Genomic DNA, 17,852 nt, shown 5'->3' on the forward strand with positions numbered 1-17,852 from the left:
TTTAACGGATTCCGCCACGGCGCAGTCATCGCCCGCGCTAACGGTCGCGCCGACTTCCGGCAGGTCAACGAAGACCATGTCGCCCAGTAATTCCTGTGCGTGCTCGGTGATGCCAACGGTGTAGCTACCGTCAGCTTCTTTGCGCAGCCATTCGTGTTCTTTACTGTATTTCAGTTCTGCTGGTACGTTGCTCATCAAAAAATCTCCAGAATAAAAAGGGCTTACGCGACGGCCTTGCCGTTACGCACAAAAATAGGTTTCGTTACTTTGACCGGCATTTCGCGGTTGCGGATCTGCACGATCGCCGTCTCGCCAATCCCAGCCGGGACGCGAGCCAGCGCAATACTATGGCCTAAGGTTGGCGAGAAAGTCCCGCTGGTGATCACACCTTCGCACGCGTTGCCGTGAGCATCGGTAAAGCGCACCGGCAGTTCACCGCGCAGCACGCCTTTTTCGGTCATCACCAGGCCGACCAATTGTTCGGTGCCTTTTTCGCGTTCCAGTTCCAACACGTCGCGACCAATAAAGTTGCGGTCTGCGGGTTCCCAGGCGATGGTCCAGCCCATGTTGGCCGCCAGCGGAGAAACGCTTTCATCCATTTCCTGACCGTAGAGGTTCATCCCGGCTTCCAGACGCAGCGTGTCACGCGCGCCCAGGCCGCAAGGCTTCACGCCTGCCTGTACCAGTTTCTGCCAGAAATCGGCGGCCTGCTCTTTTGGCAGGGCAATTTCATAACCCGCTTCACCGGTATAGCCGGTGGTCGCAATAAAGAAGTCACCCGCCTGCACGCCAAAGAACGGCTTCATGCCTTCCACGGCGTGACGCTGCTCATCGGTGAACAGCGTGCCCGCTTTCGCCTGCGCGTTTGGACCCTGTACGGCAATCAACGACAGGTCATCACGGACGGTGATGTCGATGGCATAAGGTTCAGCGTGTTGGGTAATCCAGGAGAGGTCTTTTTCGCGAGTGGCGGAGTTTACGACGAGGCGGAAATAATCTTCGGTGAGGTAGTAGACGATAAGGTCATCAATCACGCCGCCCGATGCATTCAGCATACCGCTGTAGAGCGCCTTGCCGGGCTTGGTGAGCTTGGCAACATCGTTTGCCAGCAGATAGCGTAGGAACTCTCGGGTCCGTGGTCCGTGCAGATCGACGATGGTCATGTGCGACACATCGAACATCCCGGCATCGGTACGCACCGCGTGGTGCTCATCAATTTGTGAGCCATAGTGCAGCGGCATCATCCAGCCGTGAAAATCCACCATACGCGCGCCACATAACACGTGCTGGTCATACAAAGGCGTTTGTTGAGCCATCATGTCCTCGTTGAATATATCGCACCACAAAACCAAACGCCGACGCCCATTTGGGCACCGACGCAAACGTTCTCTTTTCCCTGAACTTACCACCGAACATCGTGGTAAACCATCCTGAAAAAGGGGACATCACATTAGCTTATGACCAAAAGTCGCGAAAAATCATACAGAGGAATCGACTGCAAAAAAGCGAAATACGCCACATTTAATTAACAACAACAATTAACAATTCAGCATAAGATAATATTATATGCGTAAAACAGGGCGACTTTTCCGTAACATAAAAACGCATGGATTAATAAAACTAATGCGAAAAATGGCGTGAAATTAGAATTTTTCAAATGAGGAAGGAGACTCCCGGTAGAACCACCGGGAGTAAAAGTGTGAGCGACTTAACGAAGCCACTCAGGGAGGTCGTTGAGGCCCATCGCCTGACGAATCAGCTGCGGCTTCACGCCGGGTAGCGTATCGGCCAGCGCAAGGCCGAGGTCGCGCAGCAGTTTTTTCGCCGGGTTTTCACCGGCAAACAGCTCGCGAAAACCCTGCATTCCCGCCAGCATCAGCGCGGCGCTGTGCTTACGGCTGCGCTCGTAGCGACGCAGATAGAAGTGCTGCCCGATATCTTTGCCCTGTGTATGCAGACGGCGCAGTTCTTCAATCAGCTCGGCGGCGTCCATAAAGCCCAGGTTAACGCCCTGCCCGGCCAAAGGATGGATGGTGTGCGCCGCATCGCCGACCAGCGCCAGGCGGTGGGCAGCAAACTGACGCGCATAGCGTCCGGTCAACGGGTACACCTGACGCTCGCTCTCTACCTTGCACAGCCCCAGGCGATTATCAAAGGCGATATTCAGCTTCTGGTTAAATTCAGCGTCATCGGCCTGCTGCATCCGTTCTGCTTCCTGCGGCGACAGCGACCAGACTATCGAACAGAGATGCGGATCGCTCAGCGGCAGGAAGGCCAGAATACCGTCGCCGTGGAAGCTCTGGCGCGCAACGGCTTCGTGCGGCTCTTCGGTGCGAACGGTCGCCACCAGCGCGTGGTGACGATAGTCCCAGAAGGTCAGCGGAATATCCGCTTTGCTGCGCAGCCAGGAGTTCGCGCCGTCCGCGCCGACCACCAGACGCGCGGTCAGCATGTTACCGTCTTTTAGCGTCAGGAATGCTTCGTTCTCACCCCAAACTACCTGTTGAAGTTCTGCAGGGGCCATCAGGGTAACGTCACTACTGCGCTCGGCTTTCTGCCACAGCGCATGGTGAATCACCGCATTTTCAACGATATGGCCGAGATGGCTGTAGCCCATGCTGCGGTCATCAAACGCGATGCGGCCGAAGCTGTCTTTATCCCACACTTCCATACCGTGATAGCAACTGGCGCGCTGGGCCACAATGGCCGACCAGACGTCCAGCCTGGTGAGCAGCTTTTCACTGCCCGCATTAATAGCAGAGACGCGCAGCGCAGGCGGCGCATCGGCGGCAAGCGCCTGCGGCAGCGACTGTTCCAGCACGGCAACCCGCAGGCCGCTGCCCTGTAAACCGCAGGCCACCGCCAGCCCAACCATTCCACCGCCTACGATGGCAACATCAACACTTTGCACATTAACTCCTTAAACTGCTGATTAGCGGGCGACCCAGCCCAGCGTCCGCTGCGCCAGCACATCGCGTGCAGGGGTAAATAATTCCATCGACATCAGGCCGACGTTGCGCCCGGCCACCAGCGGCGCCCAGCGGTTGGCGAAAATATGCACCAGCCCGTCGGTGACGCCAATCGTGGCCGCTTTGTCTTGCGCGCGCTGACGCTGGTAATGGCACAGCAGCGAATAGTCGCCGATATCCTGATTGGCCTCGTGCGCACCCGCCAGATGTTCCGCCAGCGTCATCACGTCGCGCATGCCGAGGTTAAAACCTTGCCCGGCAATCGGGTGCAGCGTCTGCGCCGCGTTGCCTACTAGCGCCAGACGGTGCGATACCGTCCGGGTGGCGGTGGTTAGCGACAGTGGATAGACGCTGCGCGCGCCAGCGTGGGTGATTCGCCCTAAACGCCAGCCGAACGCTTTCTGTAGCGCCTGGCAAAACTGCGTATCAGACCAACTCAGCACGTCATCATGGCGCGCCAGCGGGTGGCACCACACCAGCGAACAGCGATTTTGCGACATCGGCAGCATGGCAATAGGGCCATGCTCGGTGAAACGTTCAAACGCCCGCCCCTGATGCGGCACGGCGGTGGAGACATTAGCAATCACCGCCACCTGATTGTACGGTTCCTGCTGCCAGGTAATACCGCACTGCTCGCCAAGCGTGGAGCGCGAGCCATCGGCAGCAACCAGCAGCTTGCCGTGCAGCGTTTCACCGCTGTCCAGCGTAACGCTTACACCATCAGCCTGGCGTTCAACCAGCGACACCCGCGAAGGACAATGCAGCGTGACGCCGCGCGCATGGCGCAGCAGGCCGAACAGCCGCTGCCCCACGTCGTGCAGCTCAACGACATTGCCGAGTGCAGATAACCGATAATCTTGAGCATCAAGGGTGACAAAACCAGCATGACCGCGGTCACTGACGTGAACGGTGGTAATCGGCGTTGCACAGTCGGCAATGGCCTGCCAGAGATTGACCTTCGCCAGTTGCTGGCAGGTACCAGCCGCTAGCGCAATCGCCCGGCCGTCAAAGCCCGGGTGTTCTGCGGCGTGAATATCCGCCGCTTCAATCAGATGCACCGGCAGGCGACCCGCCGTTAACTGCGAAATAGCCAGCGCCAATGTGGCGCCGGTCATACCGCCGCCGACAATAATCACGCTCATAGCTGACGTGCCGCTGCCATCAACGCTTCAATGGCATCCGCATCCTTCACCACGCTCGCGGTGAGATTCTCGTTACCGTCTTCGGTAATGAGAATATCGTCTTCAATACGAATGCCGATACCGCGATATTCCGCCGGCACGTCCGCGTCTGGCGCGATGTACAGGCCAGGTTCAACGGTCAGCACCATGCCCGGCTCCAACACGCGCGAGCGGTCTGCGCCGTAGACGCCTACGTCATGCACATCCAGCCCCAGCCAGTGGCTCAGGCCATGCATAAAGTACGGGCGGTGGGCGTTGTCGGTAATCAACTGGTCAATTTCCCCTTTGAGGATCCCCAGACCGTGCAGGCCAGTCACCATAATGCGCACCACTTCGCCGGTCACTTCCTGAATGGAGGTGCCCGGGCGATAGAGCTCAAGGGATTTGTATAGCGAAGCGAGCACGATATCGTAGATAGCGCGCTGTGCTGGGGTAAATTTGCCGTTCACCGGGAACGTACGGGTGATATCGCCCGCGTAGCCTTTGTATTCGCAGCCTGCGTCAATCAGCACCAGATCGCCGTCGCGCAGCTCGGATTCGTTTTCGGTGTAGTGCAGAATGCAGCCGTTTTCGCCGCTGCCCACGATGGTGTTATAGGACGGGTAGCGCGCGCCGTGACGGGTGAATTCGTGGAGGATTTCCCCTTCTAACTGGTATTCAAACATCCCCGGCTGACATTTTTCCATCGCGCGGGTATGGGCCAGCGCGGAAATTTCACCGGCGCGACGCAGGATTTCAATCTCTTCGCTGTCTTTGAACAGGCGCATTTCATGCACCATCGGACGCCAGTCGATCATCGCATCCGGCGCGGTCAGATTCTGACGCGAACCTTTACGCAGTTTATCCAGCGCGGTGAAGACGATGTCATCGGCAAAAGCGTATTCTCCCTGCGCGTGGTAAATCACGTCCAGGCCGTTCAGCAACTGGAACAGCTGCTGATTGATTTCGCTGAACGCCAGCGCGCGGTCAACGCCCAGTTTTTCCGGCGCGACGTCCTGGCCCAGACGGCGACCAAACCAGATCTCAGCCGTCAGGTCGCGAACGCGGTTGAACAGCACGCTGTGGTTGTGAGTGTCATCGCTTTTAATCAGCACCAGCAAGGCTTCAGGCTCGTTAAAGCCGGTGAAGTACCAAAAATCGCTGTTCTGGCGATAGGGATACTCAGAATCCGCGCTGCGAGTCACCTCTGGTGCGGCAAAAATCAGCGCCGCACTGCCTGGCTTCATTTGCGCCAGTAATGCCTGGCGGCGGCGGAGAAACGCTTGCTGTGTCATGACATCTCCTTTCAATCCCTTAGCGCTCCGTTCGCCGGCCTTGCGCAGCAAGCAGAGCGGGCGTTGTGATTAGTGTAATGTTGGCTTTTGCACTTCAGGCGCGGTCGGCTGCGGGTGGGTGAAAGTATCGTGGCACAGCAGCGCCGCTACGCGAACGTATTCGATAATTTCTTCCAGCGACATTTCCAGCTCTTCCTGATCTTCATCTTCTTCATAGCCAAGTTGCGCAATATTTCGAAGATCGTCAATGGCTTCGCCGGTTTCATCTCTCACTTTATCCAGCTTTGGCTGTACCATGCCCAGGCCAAGCAGGAAATGGTTTACCCAGCCAGAGAGCGCATCGGCGCGGTCGAACACGCTGACGTCGTCGCCTTCAGGCAGATAAAGCTGAAAAAGGAAGCCGTCGTCTTCCAGCGCATCGCTGGTTGCCGCATGCATGGAACGCAGCGACTCGGCAAGCTCGTGACCAAAGGCCAGACCTTCGTTGGTCAGGTCGTGAACCAGCGGCTGCCAGGAGCTGTCCTTGTTTCCGCCGCAGAGCAAACCACTCAGCAGACCGTGCATTTCTGCAGGCGTCAGGCCTACCCCTTGTTGGTTCAACAGTTGGTTCATCACGGTGTAAACCGGCATTTCGTTCTGTATAGACATGCGCATTCGTCATTGTTGGGTGGAATTCATGGTATGCTACCACTTTGGACCCTGGAGATACCAGAAAAGGGCTTGTATCTTCATACCAGGGTAGCTATAGTGTCGCCCCTTCACATCCTGAGAGTGAAGGACGCGCAGTCAATCAGCAGGAAGGTGGCATGTCTGCACAACCCGTCGATATCCAAATTTTTGGCCGTTCACTGCGAGTGAATTGCCCGCCTGAACAAAGAGATGCTTTGAATCAGGCAGCGGACGATCTGAATCAGCGGTTGCAAGATCTGAAAGAACGCACTAGAGTCACAAATACTGAGCAGCTGGTTTTCATCGCCGCGTTGAACATCAGCTATGAGTTAACTCAGGAAAGGGCAAAGACGCGCGACTATGCTTCCAGCATGGAACAGCGTATTCGGATGCTACAACAGACCATTGAACAGGCGTTGCTTGACCAGGGTCGCATATCCGATAAGACAGCCCCAAAGTTTGAATAACACTTTGCAGTTTACTATGGTAGAGTGACTGTGAAGACAAAATTTCTCTGAGATGTTCGCAAGCGGGCCAGTCCCCTGAGCCGATATTTCATACCACAAGAATGTGGCGCTCCATGGTTGGTGAGCATGCTCGGTCCGTCCGAGAAGCCTTAAAACTGTGACGACGCATTCACCTTGAACCAAGGGTTCAAGGGTTACAGCCTGCGGCGGCATCTCGGAGATTCCCCTTCTACCAACCGGTCTTATGACGCATCCATCTGAGCAACAAAATTCCCGACAGCACATTCGCCAGTTAATCCGGCAACGTCGTCGTGCGCTCACGCCCCAACAGCAAACGCTTTACGGTGAACAAGCCGCAGACCGCATGATGGCCTGGCCTCCCGTGGTGATGGCAAAAACCGTCGCGCTGTTTTTATCCTTTGACGGCGAACTCGACACTCAACCTTTGATTGAACAGCTCTGGCGAACCGGTAAGCGTGTTTACCTGCCGGTACTTCATCCGTTCAGTCCAGGCAACCTGCTGTTTCTGCATTATCACCCGCACAGCGAACTGGTCATGAACCGCCTCAAAATCCGCGAACCGAAGCTGGATGTCCGTGACGTACTGCCGCTAGCTAAACTCGACGTGCTGATAACACCGCTGGTTGCCTTTGATGAACAAGGTCAGAGGCTTGGCATGGGCGGTGGTTTTTACGACCGCACGTTGCAGAACTGGCAGCAGTACGGCATTCAGCCTGTCGGCTATGCGCACGATTGTCAGTTAGTTGACGCCTTGCCGGTTGAAGAGTGGGATATCCCCCTCCCCGCCGTAGTCACGCCGTCGAAAGTGTGGCAGTGGTAAGTATTTTCTGCCGATTGACATCGATTCTTTTTTGACCTAAATTCCTCGGTAAAGGGTGAGGGAGGCGAACCTCCCTCCTGCGTAAAGACTGTTAATATGCTGGCGAAGCGATGATTAACAGAATCAGCAGTATGATGACGAGTCTCATCATTATCCCTTTCCTTTTAGAGCCCCTGCTTCGGTAGGGGCTTTTCCGTTTCAGCCCTATGCTGAACCCCTATCGTAAAATCCTTTTCACTACACACAATGCGCAGCAGAATCTTTAATCACCGTTTGCGGCGAGGCTCGTAAATGCCATGTATGAGTTGCAGAACGGAAACAGAAAAACAAAACGGGCAGACCAATGGCCTGCCCGTCTGGATAGAAAAGAGAAAGATTAGTACAGCAGACGCGCGCGAACGGTGCCAGGAATCGCCTTCATGCTCAGCAGCGCTTTCTCCGCTACATCCTCTTCCGCTTCAATATCGATAACCACGTAGCCCATCTGTGGCGTGGTTTGCAGGTACTGCGCGGCAATGTTGACGCCCTGCTCGGCAAAGATTTGGTTGAGCGCAGTCAGTACGCCAGGACGGTTTTCGTGGATGTGCAGCAGACGACGGCCGCCGTGCAGTGGCAGCGACACTTCCGGGAAGTTAACCGCAGAGAGCGTAGAACCGTTGTCGGAGTACTTAATCAGTTTACCCGCCACTTCCAGACCGATGTTCTCCTGCGCTTCCTGAGTTGAGCCGCCAATGTGCGGAGTCAGGATAACGTTGTCGAACTCGCACAGCGGCGAGGTGAACGGCTCGCTGTTGGTCGCAGGCTCGGTTGGGAAGACGTCAATAGCCGCGCCCGCCAGATGTTTACGCGCCAGCGCATCGCACAGCGCAGGAATTTCAACAACCGTACCGCGTGAGGCGTTAATCAGCAGCGCGCCCGGTTTCATCAGCGCCAGTTCTTCCGCACCCATCATATTTTTGGTGGAGGCGTTTTCCGGCACGTGCAGGCTGACCACGTCGCTCATATTCAGCAGGTCAGAAAGATGCTGAACCTGCGTGGCATTACCCAGCGGCAGCTTGCTTTCGATATCGTAGAAGAAGACATGCATCCCCAGCGATTCCGCCAGAATGCCTAACTGAGTACCGATGTGGCCATAACCAATAATACCCAGCTTTTTGCCGCGCGCTTCATAAGAGCCCGCAGCCAGTTTGTTCCATACGCCGCGGTGTGCTTTGGCGTTCGCTTCCGGAATACCGCGTAGCAGCAATAGCAGCTCACCGATCACCAGCTCCGCCACAGAGCGGGTATTAGAGAACGGGGCGTTAAATACCGGCACGCCGCGTTTAGCCGCCGCGACCAGGTCAACCTGGTTAGTACCAATGCAGAAACACCCGACCGCCACCAGTTTCTCAGCAGCAGCAAAAACGTCTTCCGTCAGGTGAGTACGGGATCGCAGGCCGATGAAATGCGCATCACGGATCGACTCTTTCAGCTGTTCAGTGTCCAGCGCACCCTTGTGAAACTCGATATTGGTGTAACCTGCTGCACGCAGACTATCCACCGCCTTCTGGTGCACGCCTTCAACCAGCAGAAATTTAATTTTCTCTTTTTCCAGTGATACCTTAGCCATTTCCCCGTCCTGTCTTTGTTTTACTGATGCTGTGATGAACGAAAGTTCATCTAAGCAACATATCAAAAAAAATATTGCGGCAATATGAACGTTTGCGTCGGGGATATGAGGAAGCGTCATGTAGCGAGAAATGCCAGCATAAAATGCTAAGTGAGAAGATAAAGATGGGATGTTAATAAGGTGTGAGATTGAAATGTGACACAAGTCACCAAATTTAGCCCACATAAAAAAAATGGGGGAAATTGCGATTTCCCCCCGTCAGATCATTTCACTATGGTTTTCACGCCGTCGGCGGTACCAATCAGCGCCACATCTGCGCCACGATTAGCGAAAAGCCCTACGGTCACTACGCCTGGGATGCCATTAATGGCGTTTTCCAGCGCGATGGCGTCGAGAATTTCCAGGCCATGAACGTCGAGGATAACGTTGCCGTTATCGGTCACTACGCCCTGACGGTATTCCGGACGACCACCCAGCCTCACCAGCTCACGCGCCACGGCGCTACGAGCCATTGGGATAACTTCCACCGGCAGCGGGAAGTTGCCCAGGATATCAACCTGCTTGGATGAATCGGCGATACAGATAAATTTATCCGCTACGGAGGCGATGATTTTTTCGCGGGTCAACGCCGCGCCGCCGCCTTTGATCATCTGCATGTGGCCGTTAATTTCATCCGCGCCGTCCACGTAGATGCCTAAACGGTCGACTTCGTTCAGGTCGAAAACGGTGATGCCGAGGCTTTTCAGCTTCTCGGTAGAGGCATCAGAGCTTGAGACCGCCCCTTCGATTTGTCCTTTCATCGTGCCCAGCGCGTCAATAAAGTGCGCTGCGGTAGAGCCCGTGCCTACACCCACAATCGTACCCGGCTGTACGTATTGAAGTGCCGCCCAGCCTACTGCTTTTTTCAGTTCATCCTGCGTCATGATCGTTTCGCCTGTGGTGTCATCAACTGCCGCGCATTATAGAACATAACGCTGGAATAATTCGAGCCGCCGGGAAACCTCAGGCTGAGTGCGATGGAGCAGGCGTTCAACTCGTGACCTTTGTCACAGTAAACTGCAAACCATTTTCGTCTGTATCTCCGGTAAAATTATGTCATAGTGCAGATAACACCTACAGGGGAGTATCTCAGAGCAATGAAACGTCCGGACTACAGAACACTACAGGCGCTGGATGCCGTTATCAGAGAACGTGGATTTGAACGCGCCGCGCAGAAACTGTGTATTACTCAGTCCGCCGTTTCCCAACGAATAAAACAGCTGGAAAACATGTTCGGCCAGCCGCTGCTGGTACGTACCGTGCCGCCGCGCCCAACGGAACAGGGTCAGAAGCTGCTGGCGCTGCTGCGTCAGGTTGAACTGCTGGAAGAGGAGTGGCTGGGTGACGAGCAAACCGGTTCGACGCCGCTGCTGCTGTCGCTGGCGGTCAACGCCGACAGTCTGGCCACCTGGCTGCTGCCAGCGCTGGCCGATGTGCTGGCCAACTCGCCTATCCGTTTAAATTTACAGGTAGAAGATGAAACCCGCACCCAGGAACGCCTGCGTCGCGGCGAAGTGGTTGGCGCGGTGAGTATTCAGCCGCAGGCGCTGCCGAGCTGTTTGGTCGATCAGCTTGGGGCGCTCGACTATCTGTTTGTCGGTTCCAAAGCGTTCGCTGAGCGCTATTTCCCTAACGGAGTGACTCGCTCTGCGCTGCTGAAAGCGCCAGCGGTAGCCTTCGATCATCTGGACGATATGCACCAGGCCTTTTTGCAGCAGAACTTCGATCTGCCGCCGGGCAGCGTACCTTGCCATATCGTTAACTCGTCGGAAGCGTTTGTGCAGCTGGCGCGTCAGGGGACGACCTGCTGTATGATCCCGCATCTGCAAATTGAGAAAGAGTTGGCGAGCGGTGAGCTGATTGATTTGACGCCGGGTCTGTTCCAGCGCCGGATGCTGTACTGGCACCGTTTTGCGCCAGAGAGCCGGATGATGCGGAAGGTGACGGATGCGTTGCTGGCTTATGGACATAAGGTGTTGCGTCAGGATTAACCCGCACTAACACAGAAAGTGTGCAAGGGGCGGCCAATCGCCGCCGCCCTAATTAACCGCTTATTTCGCCGCAGGTGCAGGAGCTTGAGTTGCAGCAGGAGCCGCTGGAGCAGCAGCCTGCTCAGGCTGAAGCTGGAACACCACATCCACCTGATCGTCAAACTGGATAGTCGCCTGCTCGTAAGTTTCCTGTGCTGAAACCGGCGCCGCATCGGCCTTCATCATCCGCACCATTGGGCTCGGCTGATAGTTAGACACATGATAACGCACGCTATACACCGGCCCCAGCTTACTGTGGAAGCCCGCCGCTAGCGACTGCGCCTGATGAATCGCATCTTCAATCGCCGCTTTACGCGCCTTATCTTTATAAGCATCCGGCTGCGCCACGCCCAGCGACACGGAACGGATTTCATTCAACCCGGCTTTCAGCGCGCCATCCAGCAGCGAATTCAGCTTATCCAACTGACGCAGCGTCACCTCAACGGTACGTACCGCGCGATAGCCTTTCAGCACGCTTTTCCCGTTCTGATAGTCGTAATCCGGCTGAGTACGCAGGTTCGCGGAGCTGATATCTTTTTTCGCTACGCCGTTCTGCTCGAGGAAGGAGAGATATTGCGCAACACGCTGGTCGGCCTGTTTTTTCGCGCTTGCGGCATCCTTGGCAGCAATGTTGACTTCAATGGCAAGCGTCGCGATATCCGGAACCGCATCCACGCTCGCCGTACCCGATGTCACGATATGCGGGCTGTCCGGCAATTCATTTGCCTGCACCGCCATTGCGCTAAACCCAACTACTGCAGCCAGAGCCATCACTTTAAACTTCACTGTTGTATCTCCTTGGTTATCACCCGACAACGGGGTCTTGCCTGCAAGCTTAGCCGTTGCCAGGGGAAAGTCCATCAGATGAGACCTAGTTCAACAATGCATGCAGGTGTCCAACGCCCTCTTTTGCCAGCTGAAATGCAATAAACCACATCACTACGCCAACAATCAGGTTAATAATACGCTGCGCTTTAGCGGTTCGTAAACGAGGAGCGAGCCAGGCTGCCAGCAACGCCAGCGCAAAGAACCACAGGAAGGAAGCGCTGACGGTACCCAGCGCAAACCAGCGTTTTGGCTCATCCGCCAGCTGACCGCCGAGACTGCCCAGCACCACAAAGGTGTCCAGATATACGTGTGGGTTAAGCCAGGTCACCGCCAGCATGGTCGCAATAATTTTCCAGCGCCCCTGCTTCATCACTTCCGCATTCGCCAGTTCAATATTGCTACCCATCGCGGTTTTTAACGCGCCAAAGCCATACCACAGCAGGAACACGACGCCGCCCCAGGTGACCAACGCCAGCAGCCACGGCGAGGCATTCAACAAGGCGCTGCCGCCAAATATCCCGGCGCAGATAAGCACCAGATCGCTAATGGCGCACAGCAGCGCAATCATCAAATGGTATTGGCGACGAATCCCCTGGTTCATCACGAACGCATTTTGCGGCCCCAGCGGAAGAATCATGGCCGCCCCAAGCATAAGACCTTGAAAGTAATAAGATATCACGATAGTTTTCTTTAAGTAGTTCAGGAATGGCGCTGACTATAACGCGATAGAATCATTAGCGGAAATTGATATTTTTAATCAGTAATAAGTTTAGCTAATTATAAATTGAAGATACGCGCACCGATGTAGGCCGGATAAGACGTTTACGTCGCCATCCGGCACTAATGCGCTCAGTCAGTGCCTGATGGCGCTACGCTTATCAGGCCTACCATGTTTGGTCGCCCATAAAAAAACCGGGCATCAGCCCGGCCTTATTACTGCTTAGAAGCGATTACTGCTGGGCAGAACTGCCCGGCTTCATATTCACGTCTAACTGTGGATAGGGGAAGCTGATGCCGTTGGCATCGAACTCGCGCTTAATTTGCTCCAGCACGTCCCAGTAGACGTTTTGCAGGTCGCCGCTCAGGCTCCAGGCACGCACGACAAAATTCACTGACGACGGCGCCAGTTCATTTAAACGCACGGTAATATCGCGGTCTTTGAGAATACGATTATCCGCTTCAAGAATACGGGTCAGAATCTGCTTAACCTGGTCAATATCCGCATCGTAAGAGACGCCAATAATAAACTCATTACGGCGCGCAGGTTCACGGGAGAAGTTGATAATATTACCGGCGATAATTTTACCGTTCGGAATAACGATAATTTTGCCGTCAACGGTACGCATGGTGGTTGAGAAAATCTGCACGCTCAACACGGTACCGGCAACGCCGCCCAGGTCAACGTATTCACCCGCACGGAACGGACGGAACATCACCAGCAGTACGCCAGCGGCCAGGTTGGAGAGCGAGCCCTGCAGCGCCAGACCCACAGCTAAACCGGCGGCACCCAGTACGGCAATCACCGAGGCAGTCTGCACGCCAACGCGGCCCAGCGCGGCAATCAGCGTAAAGGCAATAATCGCGTAGCGCACCAGCGCGGAGAGGAAGTCCGCTACGGTGGCATCAATTTTACGCGCCAGCATCAGACGGTTGACGGTGCCCGATACAATTCTCGCCACGATCATCCCGACGATGAGGATGGCAATCGCCGCCACGATATTGACGGCGTAGCTCAGCAGGAGCTCCTGGTTGCGCACCAGCCAGGAGCCAGCGTCGTTTATGCTATCGACAACGTTTAAATCTTCCATTCAATATTCCTTATGGATACCCGGATGGGAAACTAAAAACGGCCTGCAAAAGTACAGGCAGGTATAAAGGGTAAACAAAAAATCAGTATTTTGCCAAATAGATCACAGTTTTATCCGGCACATCATATTGAAAAGGCAATAAAAAAGCCCGCTAGGCAGCGGGCTTTTGGTCAAAAATCAGGTTTATCTTACAGAACGTCTTTCGCGTTCAGTTCAGAGAAAGCCTGTTCCAGACGTGCGATCATGGACGCCTGAGCTGCACGCAGCCATACGCGTGGATCGTAGTATTTCTTGTTCGGCTGGTCTTCGCCTTTCGGGTTGCCCAGCTGACCTTGCAGGTAAGCTTCGTTGGTTTTGTAGTACTGCAGGATACCGTCCCAGGTTGCCCATTGGGTGTCGGTATCGATGTTCATTTTCACTACGCCGTAGCTTACGGAGTCTTTGATTTCCTGAGCAGAAGAACCGGAACCGCCGTGGAAGACGAAGTTCAGGCTGTTGTGCGGCAGGTTGTGTTTCTTAGAAACGTATTCCTGAGAATCACGCAGGATGGTTGGGGTCAGAACCACGTTACCTGGTTTGTACACGCCGTGTACGTTACCGAAGGAAGCTGCGATGGTGAAACGTGGGCTGATTTTGCTCAGTTCGGTGTAGGCGTAATCAACGTCTTCTGGCTGAGTGTACAGTGCAGAAGCGTCCATGTGGCTGTTGTCCACGCCGTCTTCTTCACCGCCGGTGCAACCCAGTTCGATTTCCAGAGTCATGCCCATTTTGGACATACGCGCCAGGTATTTGGAGCAGATTTCGATGTTTTCGTGCAGGGACTCTTCGGACAGGTCGATCATGTGGGAAGAGAACAGTGGTTTACCGGTAGCCGCGAAGTGTTTTTCACCCGCGTCCAGCAGACCGTCGATCCATGGCAGCAGTTTCTTAGCGCAGTGGTCAGTGTGCAGGATAACTGGAACACCATAGTGTTCAGCCATCTGGTGTACGTGATGCGCACCAGAGATAGCACCCAGGATTGCAGCGCCCTGAGGAACGTCAGTTTTCACGCCTTTACCTGCGATAAACGCAGCGCCACCGTTGGAGAACTGAACGATAACCGGTGCTTTAACTTTTGCAGCGGTTTCCAGCACGGCGTTGATAGAGTCAGTACCAACGCAGTTAACTGCTGGCAGAGCGAAATTGTTTTCTTTTGCTACCTGGAAAACTTTCTGTACGTCATCACCGGTGATAACACCTGGTTTTACGAAATCAAAAATTTTAGACATGTCACGTAGTCCTGTATCTTCGGCCGTTAGAAAAGGTGCGAGCTCTATAAAGCGCGCTGAAAATTGGGCAGGTTTCCCTGCCCTTGAATGGCTTACTTCTTAGCGCGCTCTTCGAGCATTGCTACTGCTGGCAGTACTTTGCCTTCCACGAATTCGAGGAATGCGCCGCCGCCAGTGGAGATGTAGGAGATTTTGTCAGCGATACCGAACAGGTCGATAGCTGCCAGGGTGTCGCCGCCGCCTGCGATGGAGAACGCGTCGCTGTCTGCGATTGCGTTAGCAACAATTTCAGTACCTTTGCGGAAGTTCGGGAATTCGAACACGCCAACTGGGCCGTTCCACAGAATGGTTTTTGCGTTTTTCAGGATGCCTGCCAGTTTCTCAGCAGAAACGTCGCCCAGGTCCAGAATCTGCTCTTCATCTTTGATGTCGTTTACAGATTTCAGGGTAGCGGTCGCGGTTTCGGAGAACTCGGTCGCTACGCGAACGTCAGTTGGAACTGGGATATCGCAGGTCGTCAGCAGACGCTTAGCTTCGTCAACCAGGTCCGCTTCGTACAGGGATTTACCAACGTTGTGGCCTTGAGCGGCAACGAAGGTGTTCGCGATACCACCACCAACGATCAGCTGGTCAGCAATTTTAGACAGGGAATCCAGAACGGTCAGTTTGGTAGAAACTTTAGAACCACCAACGATAGCCACCATTGGGCGAGCTGGTTCTTTCAGTGCTTTACCCAGCGCGTCCAGTTCTGCTGCCAGCAGCGGGCCTGCGCACGCCACGTCAGCAAACTTGCCGATACCGTGGGTGGAAGCCTGTGCACGGTGTGCAGTACCGAATGCATCCATCACGAATACGTCGCACAGTGCTGCGTATTTTTTGGACAGCGCTTCGTCGTCTTTCTTCTCGCCTTTGTTGAAGCGAACGTTTTCCAGAACAACCAGCTCACCGGCAGCAACTTCAACGCCGTCCAGGTAATCTTTAACCAGACGAACCGGAGCAGACAGTTTGTCTTTCAGGTAATTAACAACCGGCAGCAGAGAGAATTCTTCGTTGTACTCGCCTTCGGTCGGACGACCCAGGTGAGAAGTCACCATCACTTTCGCACCCTGTTTCAGCGCCAGCTCGATAGTTGGCAGTGAAGCACGGATACGTGCGTCGCTGGTTACTTTCCCTTCTTTAACTGGTACGTTCAGGTCCGCACGGATGAAAACGCGTTTACCAGCCAGATCCAGATCGGTCATCTTAATTACAGACATGGTGAATCCTCTCGTTGATACTTAAAGTTTTGTCGACGCTCAAGCGTCGAGCCTGAAACCAATAGCGGCCATTGCTAACGTGGTGTCGAGCATTCGGTTAGCAAAGCCCCATTCGTTATCACACCAGACCAGCGTTTTGATCAGATGCGCTCCACTCACCCGCGTCTGCGTGCCATCGACGATGGCGCTGTGCGGATCGTGGTTAAAATCAGTTGAGACCAACGGTAATTCCGTATAGTCAACTATACCATGAAATGCACCCTGTGCTGCTTTTTGCAGCAACTGGTTGACTTCATTTGCTTTTACTGGCTTTTTCACCGTCACGCTCAGGTCAATTGCCGTCACGTTAATGGTCGGTACTCGCACCGCAATCGCTTCGAAACGGTCGCCAAACTGCGGGAAAATACGGGCAATGCCCGCAGCAAGCTTGGTATCCACCGGAATAATCGACTGACTTGCCGCGCGCGTACGGCGTAAATCGGGATGGTAGGCGTCAATCACCTGCTGGTCATGCATCGCGGAGTGGATGGTCGTGACCGTGCCCGATTCAATGCCATAGGCATCATCCAACAATTTGATGACGGGGATTATGCAGTTCGTGGTACAGGAGGCGTTGGACACGATGCGGTGTTCGGCACACAGCTCATGTTCGTTAACGCCAAACACGACGGTGGCGTCGAGATCGTTGCTGCCAGGATGTGAAAAGAGCACCTTCTTCGCGCCAGCGGCAATATGGGCTTCGCCGTCATGGCGACTGCCGTATACGCCGGTACAGTCTAGCACGACATCAACCGATAGCTCTTTCCAGGGGAGCGCTTCAATAGCGCGCTCATGCAGAAGACGGATGGCGTCATCGCCGACGAAAAGCTGTTCACGCTCCTGGCGAACATCCCAGGCAAAGCGCCCGTGGCTGGTGTCATATTTCAACAAGTGCGCGATGCCCGCAGCATCTGCCAGTTCGTTGATTGCCACCACGGTGATTTCCGCACGGCGTCCGGATTCATACAAAGCACGAACCACGTTACGTCCAATGCGACCGAAGCCATTAATCGCTACGCGTACGGTCATAGGTCTCCTGCAAGGTTGTCCCGATGCAAAGTGGCAACAGAGTAATGCAGCCAAACGCTTTGGGAAACCTCACCCGCCACAAACAGTGACTGATTGGTTAAATGTCGAACAATTTATCGACTGAAACGCTTCAGCTAGAATAAGCGAAACAAGGAATAAAAGGAATGATTGTCCAGACAGAGACGCCTAATATCTGACATACATCACATTTTGATTGGAATAATATGCAAAGAAATTCCTGAGAATAATAAAAAGGGCCGCCGAGGCGACCCTTTCATTTCAGAGAAAACGCAGATTACAGCAGGGATTTCGCTTTCGCGAGAACGTTCTCTACGGTGAAGCCGAACTCTTTGAACAGCAGATCCGCTGGCGCAGACTCACCGAAGGTGGTCATGCCAACGATAGCACCATTCAGGCCCACGTATTTGAACCAGTAGTCTGCGATGCCCGCTTCGATTGCCACGCGTGCAGAGACCGCTTTCGGCAGTACGGATTCGCGGTAAGCCGCATCCTGTTTGTCGAAGGCGTCGGTGGACGGCATGGAC

The 17,852-nt window shown here is 54.6% G+C and carries 18 protein-coding genes and 1 other RNA gene; 4 read left to right on the plus strand and 15 right to left on the minus strand.

The window, feature by feature from the left end; genetic code table 11:
- The 6 genes from GKAS_RS17760 to GKAS_RS17785 all read right to left on the minus strand — a co-directional run.
- Positions 1–195 (minus strand): glycine cleavage system protein H (locus GKAS_RS17760; protein ID WP_035896241.1); only part of this gene is annotated, 195 nt, incomplete at its 3' end.
- Positions 196–221: 26 nt separating this feature from the next.
- Complete coding sequence (gene gcvT / locus GKAS_RS17765) at positions 222–1,316, minus strand: glycine cleavage system aminomethyltransferase GcvT (RefSeq protein WP_035896242.1); 1,095 nt, start codon at positions 1,314–1,316, stop codon at positions 222–224.
- Positions 1,317–1,708: 392 nt separating this feature from the next.
- Complete coding sequence (gene ubiI, locus GKAS_RS17770; protein WP_035896243.1) at positions 1,709–2,911, minus strand: FAD-dependent 2-octaprenylphenol hydroxylase; 1,203 nt, start codon at positions 2,909–2,911, stop codon at positions 1,709–1,711.
- A gap of 21 nt (positions 2,912–2,932) precedes the next feature.
- Positions 2,933–4,111 carry a 2-octaprenyl-6-methoxyphenyl hydroxylase gene (gene ubiH, locus GKAS_RS17775; protein ID WP_035896244.1) on the minus strand — a complete coding sequence of 393 codons (1,179 nt, stop codon included), beginning with the start codon at positions 4,109–4,111 and terminating at the stop codon, positions 2,933–2,935.
- A complete protein-coding gene (pepP, locus tag GKAS_RS17780; protein WP_035896245.1) occupies positions 4,108–5,424 on the minus strand; it encodes a Xaa-Pro aminopeptidase in 1,317 nt (438 codons plus the stop codon). The genes ubiH and pepP overlap by 4 nt, the downstream gene beginning before the upstream one ends.
- A 69-nt stretch (positions 5,425–5,493) precedes the next feature.
- Positions 5,494–6,072: a YecA/YgfB family protein gene (locus GKAS_RS17785; protein ID WP_123650682.1), complete on the minus strand. Its 579-nt coding sequence runs from the start codon at positions 6,070–6,072 to the stop codon at positions 5,494–5,496.
- A gap of 158 nt (positions 6,073–6,230) precedes the next feature.
- Here GKAS_RS17785 and zapA point away from each other — a divergent pair, with 158 nt between their 5' ends.
- The 3 genes from zapA to GKAS_RS17795 all read left to right on the plus strand — a co-directional run bounded on the left by zapA (position 6,231) and on the right by GKAS_RS17795 (position 7,401).
- On the plus strand, positions 6,231–6,560 hold the full coding sequence (zapA, locus tag GKAS_RS17790) for a cell division protein ZapA (RefSeq protein WP_035896247.1): 330 nt from the start codon (positions 6,231–6,233) through the stop codon (positions 6,558–6,560).
- A gap of 41 nt (positions 6,561–6,601) precedes the next feature.
- Positions 6,602–6,785, plus strand: a non-coding RNA gene (ssrS, locus tag GKAS_RS24100) — 6S RNA.
- Positions 6,786–6,804: 19 nt separating this feature from the next.
- The gene (locus GKAS_RS17795) at positions 6,805–7,401 is read left to right on the plus strand and encodes a 5-formyltetrahydrofolate cyclo-ligase (protein WP_035896248.1); all 597 of its coding nucleotides are present in this window, start codon (positions 6,805–6,807) and stop codon (positions 7,399–7,401) included.
- Between the two features lie 376 nt (positions 7,402–7,777).
- On the opposite strand, the gene serA is transcribed toward GKAS_RS17795, so the two are convergent.
- Both serA and rpiA read right to left on the minus strand, forming a co-directional pair.
- The gene (gene serA, locus GKAS_RS17800) at positions 7,778–9,010 is read right to left on the minus strand and encodes a phosphoglycerate dehydrogenase (RefSeq protein ID WP_035896249.1); all 1,233 of its coding nucleotides are present in this window, start codon (positions 9,008–9,010) and stop codon (positions 7,778–7,780) included.
- Positions 9,011–9,273: 263 nt separating this feature from the next.
- Positions 9,274–9,933 carry a ribose-5-phosphate isomerase RpiA gene (rpiA, locus tag GKAS_RS17805; RefSeq protein ID WP_035896250.1) on the minus strand — a complete coding sequence of 220 codons (660 nt, stop codon included), beginning with the start codon at positions 9,931–9,933 and terminating at the stop codon, positions 9,274–9,276.
- A 213-nt stretch (positions 9,934–10,146) separates the two neighbouring features.
- Between rpiA and argP the strand changes: the two genes are divergently transcribed.
- Positions 10,147–11,040 carry a DNA-binding transcriptional regulator ArgP gene (gene argP / locus GKAS_RS17810; protein WP_035896251.1) on the plus strand — a complete coding sequence of 298 codons (894 nt, stop codon included), beginning with the start codon at positions 10,147–10,149 and terminating at the stop codon, positions 11,038–11,040.
- A gap of 60 nt (positions 11,041–11,100) precedes the next feature.
- On the opposite strand, the gene GKAS_RS17815 is transcribed toward argP, so the two are convergent.
- From GKAS_RS17815 to GKAS_RS17845, 7 genes are all read right to left on the minus strand, one after another.
- The gene (locus tag GKAS_RS17815; RefSeq protein WP_035896252.1) at positions 11,101–11,865 is read right to left on the minus strand and encodes an oxidative stress defense protein; all 765 of its coding nucleotides are present in this window, start codon (positions 11,863–11,865) and stop codon (positions 11,101–11,103) included.
- 85 nt (positions 11,866–11,950) lie between these two features.
- A complete protein-coding gene (gene argO, locus GKAS_RS17820; protein WP_035896253.1) occupies positions 11,951–12,586 on the minus strand; it encodes an arginine exporter ArgO in 636 nt (211 codons plus the stop codon).
- A 271-nt stretch (positions 12,587–12,857) separates the two neighbouring features.
- Positions 12,858–13,715 carry a small-conductance mechanosensitive channel MscS gene (locus GKAS_RS17825; RefSeq protein ID WP_035896254.1) on the minus strand — a complete coding sequence of 286 codons (858 nt, stop codon included), beginning with the start codon at positions 13,713–13,715 and terminating at the stop codon, positions 12,858–12,860.
- 188 nt (positions 13,716–13,903) lie between these two features.
- Complete coding sequence (gene fbaA / locus GKAS_RS17830) at positions 13,904–14,983, minus strand: class II fructose-bisphosphate aldolase (RefSeq protein ID WP_035896255.1); 1,080 nt, start codon at positions 14,981–14,983, stop codon at positions 13,904–13,906.
- A gap of 92 nt (positions 14,984–15,075) precedes the next feature.
- A complete protein-coding gene (pgk, locus tag GKAS_RS17835; RefSeq protein WP_035896256.1) occupies positions 15,076–16,239 on the minus strand; it encodes a phosphoglycerate kinase in 1,164 nt (387 codons plus the stop codon).
- A 39-nt stretch (positions 16,240–16,278) separates the two neighbouring features.
- A complete protein-coding gene (gene epd / locus GKAS_RS17840) occupies positions 16,279–17,307 on the minus strand; it encodes an erythrose-4-phosphate dehydrogenase (protein WP_035896257.1) in 1,029 nt (342 codons plus the stop codon).
- Positions 17,308–17,602: 295 nt separating this feature from the next.
- Positions 17,603–17,852 (minus strand): transketolase-like TK C-terminal-containing protein (locus GKAS_RS17845; protein WP_281630970.1); only part of this gene is annotated, 250 nt, incomplete at its 5' end.

This window comes from Kluyvera ascorbata ATCC 33433 (genome assembly GCF_000735365.1).
In the GTDB taxonomy this organism is placed as follows: Bacteria; Pseudomonadota; Gammaproteobacteria; order Enterobacterales; family Enterobacteriaceae; genus Kluyvera; species Kluyvera ascorbata.

Excerpts from the sequence above, each read along its gene's own strand:
- gcvT (WP_035896242.1), bottom strand. The coding sequence starts at position 1,316 with ATGGCTCAACAAACGCCTTTGTATGACCAGCACGTGTTATGTGGCGCG.
- ubiH (WP_035896244.1), bottom strand. The coding sequence starts at position 4,111 with ATGAGCGTGATTATTGTCGGCGGCGGTATGACCGGCGCCACATTGGCG.
- pepP (WP_035896245.1), bottom strand. The coding sequence starts at position 5,424 with ATGACACAGCAAGCGTTTCTCCGCCGCCGCCAGGCATTACTGGCGCAA.
- GKAS_RS17785 (WP_123650682.1), bottom strand. The coding sequence starts at position 6,072 with ATGTCTATACAGAACGAAATGCCGGTTTACACCGTGATGAACCAACTG.
- zapA (WP_035896247.1), top strand. The coding sequence starts at position 6,231 with ATGTCTGCACAACCCGTCGATATCCAAATTTTTGGCCGTTCACTGCGA.
- GKAS_RS17795 (WP_035896248.1), top strand. The coding sequence starts at position 6,805 with ATGACGCATCCATCTGAGCAACAAAATTCCCGACAGCACATTCGCCAG.
- serA (WP_035896249.1), bottom strand. The coding sequence starts at position 9,010 with ATGGCTAAGGTATCACTGGAAAAAGAGAAAATTAAATTTCTGCTGGTT.
- rpiA (WP_035896250.1), bottom strand. The coding sequence starts at position 9,933 with ATGACGCAGGATGAACTGAAAAAAGCAGTAGGCTGGGCGGCACTTCAA.
- argP (WP_035896251.1), top strand. The coding sequence starts at position 10,147 with ATGAAACGTCCGGACTACAGAACACTACAGGCGCTGGATGCCGTTATC.
- GKAS_RS17825 (WP_035896254.1), bottom strand. The coding sequence starts at position 13,715 with ATGGAAGATTTAAACGTTGTCGATAGCATAAACGACGCTGGCTCCTGG.
- fbaA (WP_035896255.1), bottom strand. The coding sequence starts at position 14,983 with ATGTCTAAAATTTTTGATTTCGTAAAACCAGGTGTTATCACCGGTGAT.
- pgk (WP_035896256.1), bottom strand. The coding sequence starts at position 16,239 with ATGTCTGTAATTAAGATGACCGATCTGGATCTGGCTGGTAAACGCGTT.
- epd (WP_035896257.1), bottom strand. The coding sequence starts at position 17,307 with ATGACCGTACGCGTAGCGATTAATGGCTTCGGTCGCATTGGACGTAAC.